We start from the raw sequence: 18,334 nt of genomic DNA on the forward strand, positions 1-18,334 counted from the left end.
TGCACTGTTTCAACAGCTTTACACACACCCTGCAAACAGCTTATCCACAGGCGAATTTCACCCTTTGAATATCGACGCTTGACCTGAAGTCGTATTGTGAAGAAATATTATGAGCGTAATTTTTATTCAGCACAGGTCTCCAAGTCTTTTGCGAGCAGAAGTCTACGCTTCCCTCCATTGTCGATTTTTCCTTCAGGAGTGCGCACATGAGTAACTATGACGTTGTCATCATTGGCGGCGGCCCGGGCGGCTACAACGCAGCCATTCACGCCGGCCAGAAAGGCCTGAAAGTCGCCTGCGTCGAAGGCCGTGAAACCCTGGGCGGCACATGCCTGAACGTTGGCTGCATCCCGTCGAAGTCCCTGCTGCACGCCTCGGAACTGTACGAAGCGGCGGTGGGCGATGAGTTCAAGAAGCTGGGCATCGAGGTCACGCCCACCTTGAACCTTGGGCAGATGATGGCGCAGAAGGTCGAAAGCGTGACGGGCCTGACCAAGGGCATCGAGTTCCTGTTCCGCAAATACAAGGCCGACTGGATCAAGGGCTGGGGCCGCCTGGCAGGGCCCGGAAAGGTCATCGTCAAGGACGCCAGCGGCGCCGAAACCGAGCTGACCGCCAAGGACATCATCATTGCCACGGGCTCCGAGCCCACGCCGCTGCCGGGTGTGACCATCGACAACAAGCGCATCCTCGATTCCACCGGCGCGCTGTCCCTGAGTGAAGTACCCAAGCACCTGGTGGTGATCGGCGCAGGCGTGATAGGGCTGGAGCTGGGCTCGGTGTGGCGCAGGCTCGGGGCCAAGGTCACGGTGGTGGAGTTTCTCGATCACGTCGCCCACGGCACTGACCTGGAAACCGGCAAAACCCTACACCGCTCGCTGTCCCGTCAGGGCATGAACTTCAAGCTCAGCTCCAAGGTGACGTCGGCCGTCTCCAGCGAAACGGGTGTCAGCCTGACCGTCGAGCCTGCCGCTGGCGGCGAAGCCGAGGTGATTGAAGCGGACTACGTGCTGGTGTCCATCGGCCGTCGTCCGGTAACGAAAGGTCTGGGTCTGGAGACGGTCGGGCTGGAAGTCGACAAACGCGGCGTGCTCGCCAACAAGGGCCATCGCACGGCCGTGGACGGCATCTGGGTCATCGGTGACGTGACATCCGGGCCAATGCTCGCGCACAAGGCAGAAGACGAAGCCGCGGTGTGCGTGGAGCGCATCGTCGGCAAGAAAGGCGAGCTGAACTACAACCTGATCCCCAACGTGATTTACACGCGGCCGGAAATGGCCAGCGTCGGTAAGACCGAGGAGCAGTTGAAGGAGGAAGGCCGCGTCTACAAGGTCGGAAAATTCCCGTTCAGCGCCAACAGCCGGGCCAAGGTGAATCACGAAACGGATGGCTTCGCCAAGGTGCTGGCTGACGAGAAGACCGACGAGATTCTTGGCGTGCATCTCGTAGGGCCGAGTGTCAGCGAGATGATCGCCGAGTATTGCGTGGCGATGGAGTTTGCCGCCTCGGCCGAAGACGTGGCCCTCACCTGCCACCCTCACCCGACCCGCTCCGAGGCGCTGCGCCAGGCGGCGATGGGCTCAGGTGGGCATACGACGCAGGCTTAAAGACTCCTGCTCACCGTAGCAGCCGCTAAACCGGCAAATGCCCCAGCGGCAGCGGCGCTTGCGACTTGAGCGTGCGTATCGCGAAGTTGCTGCGGATGTCCCGCACGCTGGGCATTTTCAACAGGGTCTCGGTGAGAAAACGGTCGTAGCCGCGCAAGTCCGGGACCACCACATGCAGGAGAAAATCCGACTCCCCCGACACCAGGTGGGCCGCGATCACCTCAGGCAATGCCGACACCATCTGATGAAATTTCTGCGCTTCATCTTCGTGATGACGGTCGACTTTCACACCGATGAACACCGTCATCCCGAGCCCCAGTGCGTCGGCATCCAGGGTGGCCTGGTAGCCGCGAATCACCCCCGCCTCCTCCAGATGCCTCACCCGACGCAGGCAGGGCGACGCTGACAGACCAATTTCATCTGCCAGTTGCACGTTGGTCAAACGACCATCCCGTTGCAGGGCGTTGAGGATCCGCCGGTCATAGGCGTCAAGCTTGGGATTTTGACTGGTTGGCATATCTGGAACCTTTTCAGCGTCAGCTTTGGCAGAAGATGCCAATACTAGGCGCCATCAGGGTCAAACACGCAAGCACCTGCCCTGCCCCTCGGCCGTAGAATTTTCTTCCATCACCTAACCCCGGAGCTGCAGAAGATGGAAGGTATCGCGCTGTTTATCGTGGCCCTGTCGATGATCATGCTGGTGCCAGGGCCGGACATGATTCTGTTGCTGCAAACCGGCGCCCGCCATGGCCGCGCCAAGGCCTTTGCCACCGCGCTGGGCCTGGCCGGGGCGCGGGGATGCCACGTGGCGCTCGCCGCATTGGGCCTGGCGGCGCTGTTCAAGGTGTCACCCTGGACGTTCGAAGCGGTACGCATCATCGGCGCGGCGTATCTGCTGTGGCTGGGCGTCAAGATGTTCAAGCCTGGGGCCATGGACCCGAGTGCGTCCCAGGGTGCGGACGCACGCCATATCTCCTGGCAAACGGCCGTAGTGCAAGGCCTGCTGACCAATCTGCTCAATCCCAAGGCGCTGCTGTTCTGCTCTGTGCTCCTGCCGCAGTTCGTCAATCCGGCAGCCGGCCCGGTGGCTGCGCAATTTGCCGAGCTGGGGGCGATCCTGTTGGTCGTGGGCCTGTCGTTCGACAGCGTCTACGCCATGGCAGGCGGCTGGATTGGCCGCTGGATGGCTCGCAGCGCCACAGCGCAACGGGTCCAGCAATGGCTGTTTGGCAGCCTGCTCATCGGCTTTGCCGTGCGTCTGGCGTTCATCCAGCAGGCGTAGCAACATGCCCGGAAGTACTTTGGCGATCTGCCAGTAGTGCCCTGAAACGATTTTTTCTTTTTTTTGCGAACAAGATGCCGAGATTGTTATCTGTTTGTTGGTAATTTGCGTTCGGCAAGGATTGGGAAAGCGCACTTCATCGTGCAGGAAAGCACGGCATTTCTTCAGAGGCTTCACCTTATGAATCGCAGGAATCTCCTGAAAGCTTCCATGGCGCTGGCAGCCTATAGCGCGCTACCGGCTTCAGGTCTCTACGCGGCACGCGCGCTGGCTGCAGCAGCCGATGGCGACGCCGAGCATTTCGATTTCAAAACCTTGCAGGACCTGGCCAAGCAAATGGCTGGCAAGGCCTACGTCAGCACCAAGCAGAATCTGCCGCCGACCCTGGCCAACATGACGCCGCAACAGTTCAACGCAATCAAATACGACGCCGGTCATTCCCTGTGGAACGACGTCAAAGGCCAGCTGGACGTGCATTTCTTCCACGTCGGCGCAGGCTTCAAGACGCCGGTGCGCATGTTCAGCGTCGATCCTGCGACCCAGCAGGCGCGGGAAGTGCATTTCCGTCCCGAGCTGTTCAACTACGAAGCCAGCCGCATCGACCAGACCCAGCTAAAGGGCGACTTGGGTTTTGCCGGCTTCAAGCTGTTCAAGGCGCCTGAGATCGCGATCAACGACATCCTCTCGTTCCTGGGCGCGAGCTACTTCCGCGCCATCGACAGCAACAAGCAGTACGGCCTGTCGGCGCGGGGCCTGGCAATCGACACCTATGCCCACAAGCCTGAAGAGTTTCCTGACTTCACCAAGTTCTGGTTCGAGAAGCCGACCAAGGACGCCACCCGCTTCGTGGTCTACGCGCTGCTGGACTCGCCGAGCGCGACCGGTGCCTACAAGTTCGACATCGATTGCCAGGCCGACCGCGTGGTCATGGACATCGACGCGCACATCAACGCCCGCGCCGACATCGAGCAGTTGGGCATCGCGACCATGACCAGCATGTTCAGCTGTGGCACTCACGAGCGCCGCATGTGCGACACCATTCACCCCGAGATCCATGACTCCGACCGTCTGGCCATGTGGCGCGGCAACGGCGAGTGGATCTGCCGTCCGTTGAACAATCCGGCCAAGCTTCAGTTCAACGCCTTCGCCGACAAGGACCCCAAGGGTTTCGGGCTGGTGCAGACCGACCACGACTTCAAGACCTACCAGGACACCGTCGACTGGTACCACCGTCGCCCAAGCCTGTGGGTCGAGCCGACCACCGCCTGGGGCGAGGGCTCCATCGACCTGCTCGAACTGCCGACCACGGGCGAGACGCTGGATAACATCGTGGCGTTCTGGAACCCGCGGGATCCGGTGAAGGCCGGCATGTCGATGAACTTCGGCTACAAGCTCTACTGGAGCCCGCTGCCACCGGTGAGCACACCCCTGGCACAGGTTCACGCCACGCGCTCAGGAATGGGCGGCTTCATCGAAGGCTGGGCACCGGGCGAGCATTATCCGGACGTCTGGGCGCGGCGCTTCGCCGTGGACTTCAACGGCGGCGGTCTGGATCGCCTGCCCGAAGGTTCCGGCATCGAGCCTGTAGTGACGGTGTCCAACGGCAAGGTTCAGGATTTCAACGTGCTGGTATTGCCGGACATCAAGGGCTTCCGCGTCACCTTCGACTGGTACCCGACCAACGATTCGGTCGATCCCGTGGAAATGCGCATGTTCATCAAGACCGGCGACCGCACCCTCAGCGAAACCTGGCTGTATCAGTACTTCCCGCCAGCGCCGGACAAGCGTCGGTATACCTGATTTACGGGAACACCCAGAACCCGTAGCAGCCGGGCTTGCCCGCGGGAGCGATCTTGAGGACGCCCCCGCCGGCAAGCCGTGCTGCTACAATCTGTGTAACAAAAATGAGTCATAGCCAGCCTGGCAAACAGGCCATTTGTTATCTCGATAACCAGCGTCAAATTTCTAGCCATCAATAAAATCAACAGCTTATAGATCCAAGAAAAATCAGCTCATGAATTCTGTCCGAATATTTGACGAATTCATTGACAGCCCGCGTCCCGAAGGCTGATATATCCCTGTCACGCCGTTTGAATGGACCTTTTTCGGCGGTCCCCTCCTGTCACGGTCGTGCAACGAACAGTGTTTCTCCAGACGCCATCGCCGGCCCGTTCCGAACGCGATCAGCGGTAGCTTTGCCTTCTTCGCGCCACCTGCACCGATCTTTCCTACTCCAGTGCTCCCGAGGGGCTGTGTCCATGATGTCGACCTCACCTATTCACGTCGAAAAGCCGTCGATCCTGTCATTCGACAAATCCACCGCCATCGTTCTGGTTGCGATCAGCCTGATCTTCGTCGAGACCTTTTCCGGCGCCCTGCGCTTCTATCTCGACCAGGCTGGCCTCTCGGTGCTGCTGTACGGCCCCAAAGTCGCGTGCCTGGTGTTCTTCGCGCTGGAGCTGCGCAGTTTCAAGGCCAGCCCCGCGGTATGGCTGTGCTTTCTGGTGCTGCTGCTCTCCGCGGGCTGGGGCATGCTCGGCGGGGCAACCGTGAACAATTTTGCCTTTGCCCTCTACGGCATCAGCCCATTGTTGTTCGGCCTGGCCTGTGGCGACCAGATCATGCGCCACAAGCGCCTGTTCATGTGGGTGATCGCGCTCGCGCTGATGGCATCACTGGCGGGTATCGTGCTGGACAAATACACCGCCCTCCCCTGGAAAGGCTACAGCTACACCGTGGGCGGCACCGAACTGAGCGCCAACACCTCGTGGGCCGCTGAAGATATCGACCGCCCTGCCGGCTTCGCCCGTATTTCCAGTGCCCTGGCGATCATCATCGCGATCTTCAGCCTGTACCTGATGGCCACGCTGCGCTCCAAAACCCTGATACTGGCGGTCTGCGCCATGGGTCTTGGTGGCATCATCCTGACCACCAGCAAGGCGCCGGTACTTGCTTTCGCTGGCGCGGTAGGGCTGATGATGATCACCCGCCTGCACTGGACCGCCCGCGGCTTCATCGTGTTTGCCGTACTGCTGGGCATGTCATTGCCGTTCATGGCCATGATGTTCGACTTCGACCCCAACAAGATTTCCACCGGCGACTCGCTGTCCTCCCTCTACGATCGCCTGGTCAACACCTGGCCCAACGTCATCAGGGCCCTGACCCACGAAGGCCGCGCCTACACGGGCGCAGGCTTCGGGCTGGTGGGCAGCGCGGTGGCAGCGTTCCCTGTTCCCGGCGCCGACATATTCATGGTGTCCGACAGCACCGTGGTCTACCTCTGGGCCATCTTCGGCATCGCCGGCCTGTTCCTCTACTCGCTGCACATCCCATTGTTTTTCGTACTGGCCCAGACCAACACGCGCTACGGGCGCGCCATGCTCGCCACGGGCTTTTGCATCTGCATCGTCAGTTGGACCACCGACACGCTGGAAGTGACGCTCGCCAACCTGTTCCTCGGCATGGCCATCGGGCACGCAATGGCGGCGAGGTCGCGGGCTCACATCACCGCCCCAAAGCCCCATGAGCGTGCCCAGTGGAACGGCCTGCCAGGCTTGAGCTGACCATGAGTGGATTTGGTATTGGCCGCAAAGGCCTGTTGTTGCTGTGCTGTCTGCTCATCAGCCCGCTCGTTCTGGCCGAGCCGTTCATTGTGGGCGTCGCCACCCATTCGATGAACAACACGACGCAACCCTTGCGCAGCCTGGATCTGGCGAAGTCGGCGGGGGTGACGTCAGTGCGCGATGATGGCTTCTGGTCCACCGCAGAACCTGCCCCCGGCCAGTTGCGCATCATTGCCCCGTGGCGGGCATGGCTGAGCACGGCCAACGCGCTGGACCTCTCACCCATGGTCATCCTGGGCTATGGCACCTCGTTCAACGGCAACGCCAAGCCACGCACCGCTGCGGTGAAAGCTCCCTACCTCAACTATGTCGATTACATCACCCGCCAGTTGGGCAATCCGGTGAAGTACTACGAAGTCTGGAACGAGTGGGACATCGAGGGGCCCAAAGACCCCCGCCTGAGCAGCGACTACGTGGCGCTGGTCCGCGACGCGGCGCCCATCATCCGCAAGAACAATCCGCAGGCCAGGGTGCTTGCAGGCGCAGTCACGTCCGCCGGTATCAAGGGCGGTTTTGTCGATCGCATAGTGGCAGCGGGCGTGCTCAAGTACGCCGACGGAATTTCGCTGCACCCCTATGTGCATTGCGAGGGCCGCGACCGCAACACACCGGAGAGCTGGATCGGCTGGATGCGCAGCGTCGACCACGACATCAGCAGCAAGGCCGGCAAACCGGTTCCCCTGTACCTCACTGAAATGAGCTGGCCCAGCCACGAAGGCACCTGCGGCATCAGCCCGGTACGCCAGTCGGCGTATCTGGCGCGGGCCTATTTCCTGGCGCGCACCCTGCCCAATATCAAGGGCATGTGGTGGTACGACCTGATCGACGACGGCAAGGTGCGCGACGAGCAGGAACACCATTTCGGCCTGCTCAACGTCGATCTGAGTTCCAAGCCGGCGTACTCGACCCTCAAGGCGATCACCCCTTACCTGCGTGACTTCAACTACGTCCCCAGCGAAAGCCTGCAGGCCGATAATGTCTACAAACTGGTGTTCAGTAACGGGCGCGAGCGGATCATGGTGGCCTGGGCGACGGGTCGCCCGCGTGAGGATCGCATCACCGCAACCGCGCTGAACAACACTCCGCTGCGCATGCTGGATACGCAAGTGCCGGACAAGGGCATGCTCGACAGTGGTCAGCGCTGGACCTGCACCGGCGACCAGTGTGCAGTGCCCGTCACCCTGACCGAGTTTCCAAAGATTTACCGGCTAAACCCCGGCGCTTGAGCGGTTCGCACGACAAAAAACCCGCCTGACTCGATCAGTGCGGGTTTTTTTTGGTATTTTTGTCGGACGATTCGCAAAATAGTGGCATTACGACATACCACAGACATTTCCGGCTGTTAGGCTGGACGTCTTTTTGAAGCGCCCGGAACGAGGGAGTGTATGGGGTTTCGACGCGGATTCATCGGCGGTTGCCTGCTCTGCCTGCTCGCATTGCCTGTGCTGGCTGGCCCATATGTGGCCGGTGGCGCGCAGTGGAAGCCCTATGCCTTCGAGGATGAAAACGGTCACCTGCAAGGGGTGTCAGTCGATATCGCGCGACGGATCACCGAGCTGGCAGGGCTGGACGTCACCTTCGTCACCTACCCGGTCAACCGCCTGCAATCGATGCTGCAGAAGGGCGAGATAGACATCAGCTACGCCGACGCGCTGATCTGGAACAGCCCTGAAGAACAGAATCATTACCTGTTCTCCAAACCCTACTCCAGCGTCAACGAGCACCTCTACTTCCTCGCCAACCACCCCGGCGCGGATCAAACGATCAAGCAGATGGACCACCTCACCATCGGCACAGTCCGTGGCTACACCTACTGGGCACTCGACCCCGCCTTCAACGGCCACCGGCTCACCCGCCTGGAAACCTCGCAGGACGACGCACTGCTCAAGCTGCTGCAAAGCGGCCGGGTCGATGCGGTGGCGATGGTCGATGACATCTTCGACACCCTCCTCGTCACCAGCCACCTCAACCCCAGCCTCTTCCGCCAGGGCCCTCAACTCAGCGAAGCGCCACTGGTGTTCAAGCTCCAGCCCCAGCTTGCGCAGTGGTTGCCACGGATCAATCACGCTATCGACACGATGCGCAGCAGTGGCGAACTGGAGAGGATCAGGGGGCGGTATTTGCAGGTGCCTAAACAGGCCGCACGCTGATCGTCCACACTCACCGGTTCTCGTAGCAGCATGGCTTGCCAGCGGGAGCGACCTTGAGGCCGCCCCGCCGGCAAGCCGTGCTGCTACTGGACCGACACGCAAAGCCCCAACATCTCCCGCGCAATCCGGTCGGCGTCCACGAAAGCTCGAGAATAGCTGCCCGATGACGGCACATAGTGGTTGTAGTAGGTCGCGCCTTCGACGATCGGGCCGGTTATCCACAGATTGGGCTGGGCCCTGCCCTCTCCGTCGACACTCACACCCTGACCTTCGCCATTTTGGCTGTGGATAATTCCACTGGCTTTGAGCTGGCGGATGATTCCTGGCAGCGCGGGTGCGTCAGGCCCGGTGACATGGGCTACGACGATGGCGTCGAGGACGGTATGGCTGCCCTCGCTGTCCACAATCGACGTCTGGCCCGTGTGCGCGTTGTGCATAACTTTCGAGCCATGTACCCACCTCAGTATCCCCGCCTCCTCTAGCGCCAGCAGCTCCTGATGCCGCTCTTTCTGGGGCCCCGCCACCAGACGATTGACCAATGGCGCGTACTCCTCGAAGAAAACCCTATGGGAATTCGCACTCAGGCCTTTGTTATCCACAACCCTGCGCAATTGTTCACGACAACTTCTCCATACTTCCGCAGCGGCCTTGATCGGGCAGCGATCCAGGCCGGTTTGGCTTTGCAGCAGGTCTGCTTCGATGAAACTGCGCATCCACTGTGGATAATTCTCAATCGGTGGCTGCAGGGCCCGAGAATTGAGAAGGCTCTCTGGCAACATCGGCGCGCTGAAGCGCTGGGCAAGCTCTTCAACCTTGGCCGCCAGATCTTCCAAGAGGAACGCGGTCATGATCTGCGACTTGATCTTGAGCCCGGATTCCCCCGCCTGCTCTGCAACCATCCCGAAGTATTCGGCGTACATTTCCGCCTTGATGAGCGGCAGCACCTGGGCTTCAAAATCCAGGCCCTGCGGGTGTTGAGCGCGCAGATCAGCGACGGCCGACAAGGTGAAAATCAGGGCAGTGCCGCCCGCCCTGTTCGGGGTAATGTCGGGGCGCGTGCGATACGGCAGCCCGCTGCGCGAATACATGAACACCTGCGGTTCTTCACCCGACGCAATGTATCGCAAGCCATCAGGGCCATGTTCGAAGCGCCCCGCGCGTCCGACTGTCAGCCCGGCGATGGCGTCCATCGCCGAGAGGCCCAACCCTTCGACGCCGACCCGGTCTGTGGATGAAATACCTTGCAGGGAAAGCGGCTGTGGATAAGCCTGCAAACGACGGGTTTGGCCTGTGGAGTGTTCAGCGATAGCCGGCGCCCGAGCATGCCCGACTGTCAGTAATAACCAGTCCACTGCATGTCGATGCCCCCCCGTTGTGGACAGTACATAGCCACCCCAATCGGTGTGCTCGATGTTATCCACAGTCCGGGAGACATGGTTGATCCGCACTTGCTCGGGCAGCGTCCTGATGATCTCTTCATAGGTCCAGGCAAGGTATTCACCCAGCCACTGACGGGGCAGGAATTCATTGGGCTGGACCACCCTCGCAGGCTTGAAGCGCAGGCACCACTCATAGAAATTGGGTCCCTGACGCCCACTGAAACCGCCCAAGGCTGCCTGATCGGGAAACATGGAAATCTGCGATGCAACCGTGTTGAGCATCAGGTACTCGGGCTGTTCGACCGAATGCAGACCCGGCCCCGGCCGGTGCGGATCGAACACGCTGATCTCGATACGCCGCTGAGTTTTTTCCGCCAACGCGCACAGCCGTTCAAGCACCGTCAGCCCGCGAGACCCGCAGCCCACGATGCCAATTCTGACGGCGGGCTTCTCTCCTGATTTATCCACAGGCCATTTGTCAGCAAACACCTCATCCAGGCGAAGCGCGGTGGTCAGTTCCATCTGAGGGTTTCTCCGAAGAAGGAGTCGATGGCGACGGCTCGTGAATCGGCCAGCGCGGTGTCGACGATGAACTTGCTCAAGGCCAGGTCCAGCACCCCCAAGCCGAACGGCGAGAAGATCGACGGCTTGTGCGGATCCAGCGCGACCTCCCCACGAATCAGGCCTGCCAGCGTACCGATCATGAAATCCCGGTTGCCGGTCAACTGCTCGGCCAGATGGGGCGAGGTGTTAGCCTTCATGCAGTGCTCGATGTCGTCACACAGGTTGTTGGACGCCAGCAACAATTGCGGTGCGATGTCCCGCAGGGAGATGTTGAGCACTACCTGACCAGAGCGGAAGCTCATTGGCGGCTGTACGTAAGGCTCGCCTGCCGTTGTTGCAAAAATCACCAGATCGGCGGCCAACGCCTCGTCCAGTGATCCGCTACGGGCTGTGCATAAGTCGGTCTGCTCGATATAACCGGTGAGCGCCCGGCTTGATGCCTCGTCGAAATCGTGGACCACCGCATGAGCGATTTCCCAACCCTCCACCGCCAGCATCCGCGCAATATTGCGGGCAATCACCCCTGCACCGATGAATCCTACCGTTGCGGCCCTGCGGGACTGACCATTGAGCCAGTAAGCCCCTGACACCGCCGACGCCGCAGTTCTTACAGCGCTGATCTGCGCCCCTTCAAGGCAGGCATAGGGGTAGCCGGTGTCACGATGGTTAAGGATCACCACCGCAGAAGCGCGGGGTTTGTGCTGCGCGACGTTGCCCGGAAAGCTGGAAATCCATTTGATCCCGGCAACCGCCTCTTCACCTTCCAGCGATGCGGGCAACGCGATGATGCGGTTCGCGGGCTGCCGTGGGAAACGCAGGAAATAGCTGTCGGGGTTCAGGGTCTGACCGTCGTGATGTTGCAGGTACACCTGCTCGACGCGGGCGACCATGGTGTGGGCCTGGGCGTCGAGGATATCCTTGATGACCGCGCCCGGAATGACATGGAAATCAGACATTGAGCGCCTCTCCTTCGAAAGTGTGCACATAGTTTTTCAGGTAACGGCCGATGGGCTGCGAACCTAGCGCGGCAAGCTCCGCGCGACCGAACTTCTGCATCACCCATTCATCGTTGTAGATGGTTTCCAGATAGCGCTCGCCGGCGTCCGGAGAGATCGCGACCACCACGGCGTCCTTGGGAATCCCCAGCGACGGCGCCGCCAGACCGGCTACCACGGTGCCGGTCGATCCGCCCGCCAGGACGCCGTTGGACTTGGCCAGCCAGCGGCACATCGCAACCGTCGCGCGCTCGTCCACGACCTGCTGTTTGTGCAGATGGGTGGCGCGAAAGATCGGCGGCATCTGGCTCGATCCCAGCCCCGGAATGAATCGTTTGCCCGGCGCCTGGCCAAAGGTCACGGAGCCTGCGCTGTCTACCGCGATGATCTTGGTGCGCGGCGAATGCTTGCGGAAATACTGCACACACCCCATCAGCGTGCCTGTAGTCCCGGCGCCAACCACCAGGTAGTCCAGGGCTGGAAAGGCGATGTGAATCGACCGCGCGGTGGTCTGTTCGTGAGTCAGTGCGTTCGCCGGGTTGCTGTACTGATTGAGCCACAGGTAGCGCGGGTCACGGGTGACGGTTTCGCGTATATAACGAATGCGGGTGCCCAGATAGCCGTCGTTGTCATCACGTTCGGTGACGATCACGATCTGCGCGCCGAACGCTTCCATCATCTTGATGTTGTGCAGATTGGTGTTGGGATCGACCACGCAGCAGAACTTGTAGCCACGTTCGGCGCAGATCATGGCCAATGCCACGCCGAGATTGCCGGACGATGACTCGATCAGCACGGTGTCCTTGTGGATAAGTCTTCGCTCGGCGTAGGAATCGATCAGGCCGATGGCAGTTTTCATCTTGATCGAGCCGGCCGGGTTGCAGGACTCAAGCTTCAAATGCAGATTATCGAAGCCCAGCCCTTTGAGACGGACAAAGTTCGAATCGCCGACGATATGGGAGATGAAATTCATGGGCGGGCCTCGGCGCGTGCCGGTTTCGGCATCCTTGGGTGAGCCACCACGGGCGCCAGTTGCCGGGGTTGCGTCGCCAGCAAGGCATCGGTCAGTTGCTGGGCGCGCAACGCGACCATGGAGAAGGACTGCGCATCGCTGATGCCATGGGTCTTTTCCGACGTGCCGTTGGCCAGAATCTGTACACCTTCACTGTGTTGCAGGCTCACGCGGTACTGCCGATCCACCGCCAGGCTGCCGTCTTCATCGCGCACCAGCCAGGGCTGCAGCAATGTCAGCAGCGGCGGCACCGCCAGTTGCTCGTAGCCGGTGCCCAGCACAATGCCATCGACGTACAGCGTGCTCTCAAGCCCGGTATTGCTGTCACGCAGCACCACCGAGTAGGCGTCGCCGACCTTTTCCACAGACACCACATTCGACCAGGTGTGCAGGTTCAGACGCTGATGCCCGCTGACCTCGCCTTCGTACATGAAGGAGTACAACGCCTGGCTCTCATCGGCGTCGATGCCTGCGTAGTTGGTCGAACGAATCTCGTCGAACACCTTGCTGCGGCGGGCCGGCTCCAGTTGATGGAAGTAGTCGACCTGCTCCGGCAGGAAAGCCATGTTGGGAAACTGGCCCAATTGTCCGACCCGGAAACCGACCCCGCGATGCACCGAATGCACCTGGGTGGTCGGCGCGGCGCCCAGCAGGTGCGCGACCGCCTCCCCGGCGCTTTGCCCGGACCCCAGCACCAGCCAACGCTGGGCAATCGGCCCGCCGCCCAGATGGATGTTCTTCAGGTATTGCGAGGTGTGGAACACCCTGCCGCCGAGATGGGCGCTGAATGCCTCGGGAATTCGCGGCAGGCTGCCGTGGGAAAGCACCAGGCGCTTTGTGCGATAGGTGCCTTGGGCTGTCACGACATCGACTGCCCGCAAGATGCCTTTTTCGGCCACCGGCAGCACATCCAGCACGCCCTCGTCGTAGGCAACGTAGTCTTTGAGTTGTGCCGCGACCCATCCAATGTAGTCGGACCATTCCACCCGGCTTGCAGGACGCCCCAGCAAGCCAAATTTATACAGGCGCCCCTTCTCTTTCAGGTACATGGCGAACGAGAAGCGGCTGCGCGGATTGCGTGGGGTCACCAGGTCGCGGAACACGTGGTGATTGATGTCGGTGCCGGAAAGCAGAAACGCGCCGTGCCAGGTTGAATCGCGCCCCTTCTCGAAAAACCGCACCTTGGCGAACGGCTTCTTGCCGTTGTCCTCGGCTTCATCTTCCAGTGCACAGGCCAGGGCGATACCGGCTGGGCCGAAGCCGACCGATACGACGTCCAGTTCCTGGCGCAGTCCCTCGTTTTCAAACTGATTCATGATGGTTCTTCCTGAAATGTTCAAAGACTTGGCGAGCCGCTCGTGGCCCGATTCAACTCAACAGACGTCGCTCGTGGACGCGCTGGCCTTCGTAGACCCACAGCGAAACCCGGGCGTGATCGTTTTCCCCATTGCTGAAACTGATGAGCCCTGCGGGCGTCGTGAACTGGTCGAAACGCAGGGCGTTGAGCAGGCTGCGGCGCTGGCCGGCGGCCATTTCAATCAGCGAAAAGGCCGCCAGTGTCTCGATGGCGTAGACCGGGGCCTGTTCCCCATAAATACGTTGATAGGCATGGTCCACCGACTGCGCCTCGGGCAGGTCGCTCGCCACGGGAAAGCTCACGGCATAGATGGTGCCGGTGCGCTCCAGGCCCGCGACCAGCGCAGGTGATGCCGCGTCGTCGGTGAAGAACAGCGGTAATCCACAGCCGCTGGCGCGGTTTTCCACAAGGAACTGGCGGCTGGCTTTCAGGCGTCCACAGAACACCACTGCGTCGGCTTGGGAGATGTCCTCCACGATCTGCACTGTGGATAAGTCATCAGCCCCGTCCCTCAGCTCTTGCAGTTGCCGCTGACCGTGCAGGCTGGGGTCGGCAAACAACGCCAGCCTGCGTAATCCCTGGGCTTGGGCAAACCCCAGCAAGCGCCTGGCCAGCACACGGTCCGATGCGCAGATACGGAAGGTGGTGCTGCCCTCTTCGGTCAGCGCCGCACAGGTCGATGCCGGAAGGATCAGCGGAATCTGTGCCTGTGCATAAGTTTCCACCACCGCCGCGGCGGACTCGGAAGCGAAGTGGCCGATCACCGCATCGACGCCTGCTTCGATGAAACGCTCAGCCGCCGCCCGCCCTCCCGCTGCGTTGGCTCCGTCGTCGAAATAGAAGTGCTGCGCACGGCGAACGTTGCCGAACAGATGACTGGAGAGATAAACCCCGCGCAGAAAGCTGCGGGCGTGCAGTGTGGTGCCGACGTCCAGCGCCGCGCAGATACCCAGGCGCATCATGACAAGGCCACCTCGGCGAACCGCGAGGGACAGAACGCCTCCATGGTCGAGCGGTGCGCGGAATCCAGTGCGATCCCCGCCATCAGCCCGCCCAGCTCCGAGGCCAGCAGTTCAGCCACCCGTGGCGCCATCTTGAAACCGATGCCGCAGAACCCCGTCGCCAGGTACAGATGACTCTTGCTCGACACCCGGCCAATCAAGGGGCGGCCGTCTTCTGTGTAGGCGTCCCAGGCGATGTGCGTCGCAATCGGCAGGCTGTGCTGGCTGTCATACCCGAGCCTGGCAATGCGCTCGACGACATCCTGCTCGTTGTCCAGCACGGACAGGTTGAGCTGTTCGACACGGGCGGCGCGATGGCGACGCTGTCCGCCGACCTGCATCAGGTTGCTGCCCAATGGCAGGAGGTAAGTGTTCAGATGATGGGCGATCACCGGCATGCTCGGCGCCTGGTCACAGCTGAGCCTGGTGAACGGAATGGTGCGCGCATGCACTGCACCGTACGGCCTGGACACCGGACTGCTGGCGCCACAGGCATCGATCACCCAGGTGGCTTGCAGGCGCAGCTTGCCGGCGTTCACCTGGACTGCGCCATCCAGCTCGACGCAGTTATCCACAGCCAGATGATCAAGAAAGGTCGCGTTGCTGCGCACGTACTGGCACAGGCTGGACACCGCGATCCGCGCATCGACCATGCCGGCGTTGCGTTCGATCAGCAGGCATTCGTCCGGGCAGAACGCGGAGAACCGGCCGTTGTCCAGGGCGCCCACCGAGGCGTGCAGCTCGACACTCTGGGAGCCTTCGCTGCCCACCGCGTCAAGGTACTTGCCGCACACCTCGGCACTGCCTATGTAGGCAACGCCCGTGCGTTTGAGCGCCCCCTCGAACAACGTGTTGACGATGCCGGTGCTGGCGTAATTGGCGCCGCGGCTGGTCAGCGGCCGTAGCACGGGGTCCAGTTCCAGGCTGCGCACGATGCCACCGGTGTCCCGGGTCGCGCCCTGGCCGCCGCCGATGCCCTTTTCGATCAGGGCAACGTCCAGCCCGTTCTCGACCAGGGCCGCAGCGATCGAAGCCCCCATCACGCCGGCGCCGATCACGATCACATCGAAGGTGGTTTTCATCAACGTGCCTCCCGATCAGATCTCGTATTCGACGGCGCTGACGTACACCAACTGATGAAACACTTCGTTTTCGGTAAACCGGCAGTAGCGCAGGATCTGCCTGGCAAGATCAGGGAACACCGGTGCGCCGATAGCCCCGATCAAGGCCATGTAAGGCAGGATCCGCTTGCCCAGCAATTGCCGGTCGCGGGCTGCGTTGATGATGTCGGACAGCAGCACCGCCAGGCCCTTCATGGTGAAGTGGTCCACGGACGTCACCTCGAACCAGCGGGCGACCAGGATCTTGATCGCGGCGGCATCGGCCGAGGTCACCTTAAGATTGTCACCGTCTACCCGCTCGCGTTCGGCCTGGACGGCCAGCTTGAGCAGCACCTCGTTGAAAATCTCTTCGCGCCAGGTGGCGAATTTCTCAACGTCGAAATCGTCGGTGTCCTGCTCCGGTGCGATCAGCGCCAGGTAGAACCGGGCGCTGTCGGTGCAGGCGTCGGCGACCAGGTCCCGCGCCCAGATTGCGTAGTTGCGGCTTGTGGATAAGTTCTTGCCATTGAGGGTCAGGAACTGGTTGGTGTAGAACGTCTGGCGCATGCGGTAGCCATGCATGGTCTGCAGCAGCGCCGGATAGACCATCATGTGGCTGAAGGCGCAGTCATAACCCAGGAAATGCACGAGGCGGCCCTTGCCTGAGCGGCAGTACTCGTCGTATTCCCACGGCGCGTGCTTGTGCTCGTTGAGATACTCGCGAAACGCACCCAGATACCCGCACAGCCCCATGACCCAGGTGTGAATGCGCCGGCTGCCATCGGGCTTGAGGTCCAGGCCGCCGTCATGTGGGCGGGTGATGCCCCAGTCCACCGGGCCGAGCTCGAATTCCTCATTGAGGAAGCGGCGAATGAACGGGCGCAGCGGCGTGTGCTCGAAGCTGTTTTTCAGGTGGCTGCGGAAGTTGGACAGCGCCAGGAACTCACGCTCCACCGGCCTCCAGATCATGGCCGCAGAGCACAGCTTGCAGCGGAAATTGCTCATCTTCGAGGCGTTGGGCGTGTGCGCGCACTCCTCGCACTGGCTGGCGTCGGAGTCCGAACCGCAGTGATCGCAATTGCCCCGCCCAAAGGCCTCGTAACCCCACTTGTCGCAGTGTTCGCAGTAGGGTTCCTGGCTGACTTTCTTGTAAATGGCACCCGCCTTCACGGCATGCTCGTACATCTCATCAACGGCTTTCTTGAAGTAATTGTTGCGGTACGGGCGCATCCAGAAGTCGATCTCGATACCCATTTTCTTCAGGGTATCGTTGATCTTGTCGGTGTTTTCCAGCGCCAGCTCCTGAGGCGCGCGATCCAGTTCGATGCCCCGGCGCAGCATGTAGGACTGGTAATCGTCGGAGTACGACACCAGCGTGCAGTCATGCCCGCGCTGGCGCTGGGCGCGGGTGAAGATGTCCGCCGCCAGGAATGGACCGGCCATGTGGCCGATGTGCAGATCGCCGTTGGGAGTCGGCGGCGTGATGGTGACCAGGAGCTTGCCCATTACGAAGCCCTCGGCCCGGACACATCGTGAATCGGCGCCTTCTGCATGGCGAACTCGTTCAAGGCCAGGGCTTGCTGAGCATCTTCATCGAGGAAACGGTTGGCCGAATCGCGGTCCCACCAGACCACGTAGAAGTGAAAGTCTTCGTCGGTGTCGTTCACCACGTAGTGGTCGGTGTGTTTGGGGATAGCAGCGATATCGCCCATGGTGAAGGGGTAGGTCTGATCGCCTACCACCAGCGTCGCGCTGCCCTTGATACCGATAAAGAATTCCTGATCGATCTGCGTGTGCGACAACGACTGAGTGTGCGGGCGAACGACGCACCAGCCGCCACCGATTGGCGTTGGATAACCGTTCCAGGGCAACAGCCTGGACCCGTCCAGATCATATTCATGGACCAGTTTGTCCCAAGCCATGGGACGGAAGATTTGGAAGTCAGTCATGAAGTTCTCCTTAACCCCGCAGCATCGCTGCGCGTTGTTTTATCGGCGCCAACCCCTGCGCAATAACGCCGTTGAATGGGGAGATAAGCTGAAGAAATTCGGGGAAGGGAGCAAACAAGAAATACGCAATTGGCAGTTAAGTCTGACTTAACTCAACTTTGCTTAATCGTTAAAAATATCAGGTGTTTAAGCCGCCAATGACGGTTCAATGTTGTATTTATCAACACTGAAGCAGGACTTAACTGTATTGATGACCTGTAGGAGTGAGCTTGCTCGCGATGCGTCCGTTCAGACACATCCGTAGTGCCTGGCACA

Annotated in this window: 15 protein-coding genes; 6 read left to right on the forward strand and 9 right to left on the reverse strand. The window is 60.9% G+C overall.

Annotation, left to right across the window (positions count from 1 at the left end; translation table 11 throughout):
• Positions 1-206: 206 nt before the first annotated feature.
• Entirely contained in the window at positions 207-1,607 is a 1,401-nt protein-coding gene (lpdA, locus tag ACIPOO_RS10050) for a dihydrolipoyl dehydrogenase (RefSeq protein ID WP_400606270.1), read from the forward strand.
• Positions 1,608-1,632: 25 nt separating this feature from the next.
• On the opposite strand, the gene ACIPOO_RS10055 is transcribed toward lpdA, so the two are convergent.
• The gene (locus ACIPOO_RS10055; RefSeq protein WP_400606273.1) at positions 1,633-2,124 is read right to left on the reverse strand and encodes an Lrp/AsnC family transcriptional regulator; all 492 of its coding nucleotides are present in this window, start codon (positions 2,122-2,124) and stop codon (positions 1,633-1,635) included.
• Positions 2,125-2,259: 135 nt separating this feature from the next.
• On the opposite strand from ACIPOO_RS10055, the gene ACIPOO_RS10060 reads away from it, so the two are divergent.
• The 5 genes from ACIPOO_RS10060 to ACIPOO_RS10080 all read left to right on the forward strand — a co-directional run bounded on the left by ACIPOO_RS10060 (position 2,260) and on the right by ACIPOO_RS10080 (position 8,662).
• Positions 2,260-2,889 carry a LysE family translocator gene (locus tag ACIPOO_RS10060; RefSeq protein ID WP_400606276.1) on the forward strand — a complete coding sequence of 210 codons (630 nt, stop codon included), beginning with the start codon at positions 2,260-2,262 and terminating at the stop codon, positions 2,887-2,889.
• A gap of 180 nt (positions 2,890-3,069) precedes the next feature.
• Positions 3,070-4,689 (forward strand): glucan biosynthesis protein D, encoded by a 1,620-nt coding sequence (locus ACIPOO_RS10065; RefSeq protein WP_274132118.1) that lies wholly within the window; start codon positions 3,070-3,072, stop codon positions 4,687-4,689.
• Positions 4,690-5,150: 461 nt separating this feature from the next.
• Entirely contained in the window at positions 5,151-6,452 is a 1,302-nt protein-coding gene (locus ACIPOO_RS10070) for a hypothetical protein (RefSeq protein WP_400606279.1), read from the forward strand.
• A gap of 2 nt (positions 6,453-6,454) precedes the next feature.
• The gene (locus ACIPOO_RS10075) at positions 6,455-7,738 is read left to right on the forward strand and encodes a hypothetical protein (RefSeq protein ID WP_400606281.1); all 1,284 of its coding nucleotides are present in this window, start codon (positions 6,455-6,457) and stop codon (positions 7,736-7,738) included.
• A 159-nt stretch (positions 7,739-7,897) separates the two neighbouring features.
• On the forward strand, positions 7,898-8,662 hold the full coding sequence (locus ACIPOO_RS10080) for a substrate-binding periplasmic protein (protein WP_400606283.1): 765 nt from the start codon (positions 7,898-7,900) through the stop codon (positions 8,660-8,662).
• Between the two features lie 83 nt (positions 8,663-8,745).
• Here the strand turns inward: ACIPOO_RS10080 and ACIPOO_RS10085 are convergent, their stop codons facing one another.
• From ACIPOO_RS10085 to ACIPOO_RS10120, 8 genes are read right to left on the reverse strand one after another with little or no spacing between them, the layout of a single operon-like run.
• Positions 8,746-10,563, reverse strand: a complete 1,818-nt coding sequence (locus tag ACIPOO_RS10085) for an FAD/NAD(P)-binding protein (protein WP_400606286.1) — start codon at positions 10,561-10,563, stop codon at positions 8,746-8,748.
• A complete protein-coding gene (sbnB, locus tag ACIPOO_RS10090) occupies positions 10,554-11,561 on the reverse strand; it encodes a 2,3-diaminopropionate biosynthesis protein SbnB (RefSeq protein WP_400606288.1) in 1,008 nt (335 codons plus the stop codon). The genes ACIPOO_RS10085 and sbnB overlap by 10 nt, the downstream gene beginning before the upstream one ends.
• Positions 11,554-12,573 (reverse strand): 2,3-diaminopropionate biosynthesis protein SbnA, encoded by a 1,020-nt coding sequence (gene sbnA / locus ACIPOO_RS10095; RefSeq protein ID WP_400606290.1) that lies wholly within the window; start codon positions 12,571-12,573, stop codon positions 11,554-11,556. The genes sbnB and sbnA overlap by 8 nt, the downstream gene beginning before the upstream one ends.
• Positions 12,570-13,928, reverse strand: a complete 1,359-nt coding sequence (locus tag ACIPOO_RS10100; protein ID WP_400606292.1) for a SidA/IucD/PvdA family monooxygenase — start codon at positions 13,926-13,928, stop codon at positions 12,570-12,572. Before ACIPOO_RS10100 ends, sbnA begins: the two co-directional genes overlap by 4 nt.
• Positions 13,929-13,980: 52 nt before the next feature.
• The gene (locus ACIPOO_RS10105) at positions 13,981-14,931 is read right to left on the reverse strand and encodes an ABC transporter substrate-binding protein (RefSeq protein WP_400606294.1); all 951 of its coding nucleotides are present in this window, start codon (positions 14,929-14,931) and stop codon (positions 13,981-13,983) included.
• The gene (locus ACIPOO_RS10110; RefSeq protein ID WP_400606296.1) at positions 14,928-16,052 is read right to left on the reverse strand and encodes an NAD(P)/FAD-dependent oxidoreductase; all 1,125 of its coding nucleotides are present in this window, start codon (positions 16,050-16,052) and stop codon (positions 14,928-14,930) included. The genes ACIPOO_RS10105 and ACIPOO_RS10110 overlap by 4 nt, the downstream gene beginning before the upstream one ends.
• Before the next feature lie 15 nt (positions 16,053-16,067).
• Positions 16,068-17,576 (reverse strand): methionine--tRNA ligase, encoded by a 1,509-nt coding sequence (locus ACIPOO_RS10115; protein ID WP_400606299.1) that lies wholly within the window; start codon positions 17,574-17,576, stop codon positions 16,068-16,070.
• Positions 17,576-18,019: a cupin domain-containing protein gene (locus tag ACIPOO_RS10120; protein WP_400606302.1), complete on the reverse strand. Its 444-nt coding sequence runs from the start codon at positions 18,017-18,019 to the stop codon at positions 17,576-17,578. The genes ACIPOO_RS10115 and ACIPOO_RS10120 overlap by 1 nt, the downstream gene beginning before the upstream one ends.
• Positions 18,020-18,334 lie beyond the last annotated feature (315 nt).

The organism is Pseudomonas sp. NPDC090201 (genome assembly GCF_044746825.1).
In the GTDB taxonomy this organism is placed as follows: domain Bacteria; phylum Pseudomonadota; class Gammaproteobacteria; order Pseudomonadales; family Pseudomonadaceae; genus Aquipseudomonas; species Aquipseudomonas putida_AD.

Excerpts from the sequence above, each read along its gene's own strand:
- ACIPOO_RS10060 (WP_400606276.1), top strand. The coding sequence starts at position 2,260 with ATGGAAGGTATCGCGCTGTTTATCGTGGCCCTGTCGATGATCATGCTG.
- lpdA (WP_400606270.1), top strand. The coding sequence starts at position 207 with ATGAGTAACTATGACGTTGTCATCATTGGCGGCGGCCCGGGCGGCTAC.
- ACIPOO_RS10115 (WP_400606299.1), bottom strand. The coding sequence starts at position 17,576 with ATGGGCAAGCTCCTGGTCACCATCACGCCGCCGACTCCCAACGGCGAT.
- ACIPOO_RS10100 (WP_400606292.1), bottom strand. The coding sequence starts at position 13,928 with ATGAATCAGTTTGAAAACGAGGGACTGCGCCAGGAACTGGACGTCGTA.
- ACIPOO_RS10075 (WP_400606281.1), top strand. The coding sequence starts at position 6,455 with ATGAGTGGATTTGGTATTGGCCGCAAAGGCCTGTTGTTGCTGTGCTGT.
- ACIPOO_RS10105 (WP_400606294.1), bottom strand. The coding sequence starts at position 14,931 with ATGATGCGCCTGGGTATCTGCGCGGCGCTGGACGTCGGCACCACACTG.
- ACIPOO_RS10070 (WP_400606279.1), top strand. The coding sequence starts at position 5,151 with ATGTCGACCTCACCTATTCACGTCGAAAAGCCGTCGATCCTGTCATTC.
- ACIPOO_RS10085 (WP_400606286.1), bottom strand. The coding sequence starts at position 10,563 with ATGGAACTGACCACCGCGCTTCGCCTGGATGAGGTGTTTGCTGACAAA.
- ACIPOO_RS10110 (WP_400606296.1), bottom strand. The coding sequence starts at position 16,052 with ATGAAAACCACCTTCGATGTGATCGTGATCGGCGCCGGCGTGATGGGG.
- ACIPOO_RS10055 (WP_400606273.1), bottom strand. The coding sequence starts at position 2,124 with ATGCCAACCAGTCAAAATCCCAAGCTTGACGCCTATGACCGGCGGATC.
- sbnB (WP_400606288.1), bottom strand. The coding sequence starts at position 11,561 with ATGTCTGATTTCCATGTCATTCCGGGCGCGGTCATCAAGGATATCCTC.
- ACIPOO_RS10065 (WP_274132118.1), top strand. The coding sequence starts at position 3,070 with ATGAATCGCAGGAATCTCCTGAAAGCTTCCATGGCGCTGGCAGCCTAT.
- ACIPOO_RS10080 (WP_400606283.1), top strand. The coding sequence starts at position 7,898 with ATGGGGTTTCGACGCGGATTCATCGGCGGTTGCCTGCTCTGCCTGCTC.
- sbnA (WP_400606290.1), bottom strand. The coding sequence starts at position 12,573 with ATGAATTTCATCTCCCATATCGTCGGCGATTCGAACTTTGTCCGTCTC.
- ACIPOO_RS10120 (WP_400606302.1), bottom strand. The coding sequence starts at position 18,019 with ATGACTGACTTCCAAATCTTCCGTCCCATGGCTTGGGACAAACTGGTC.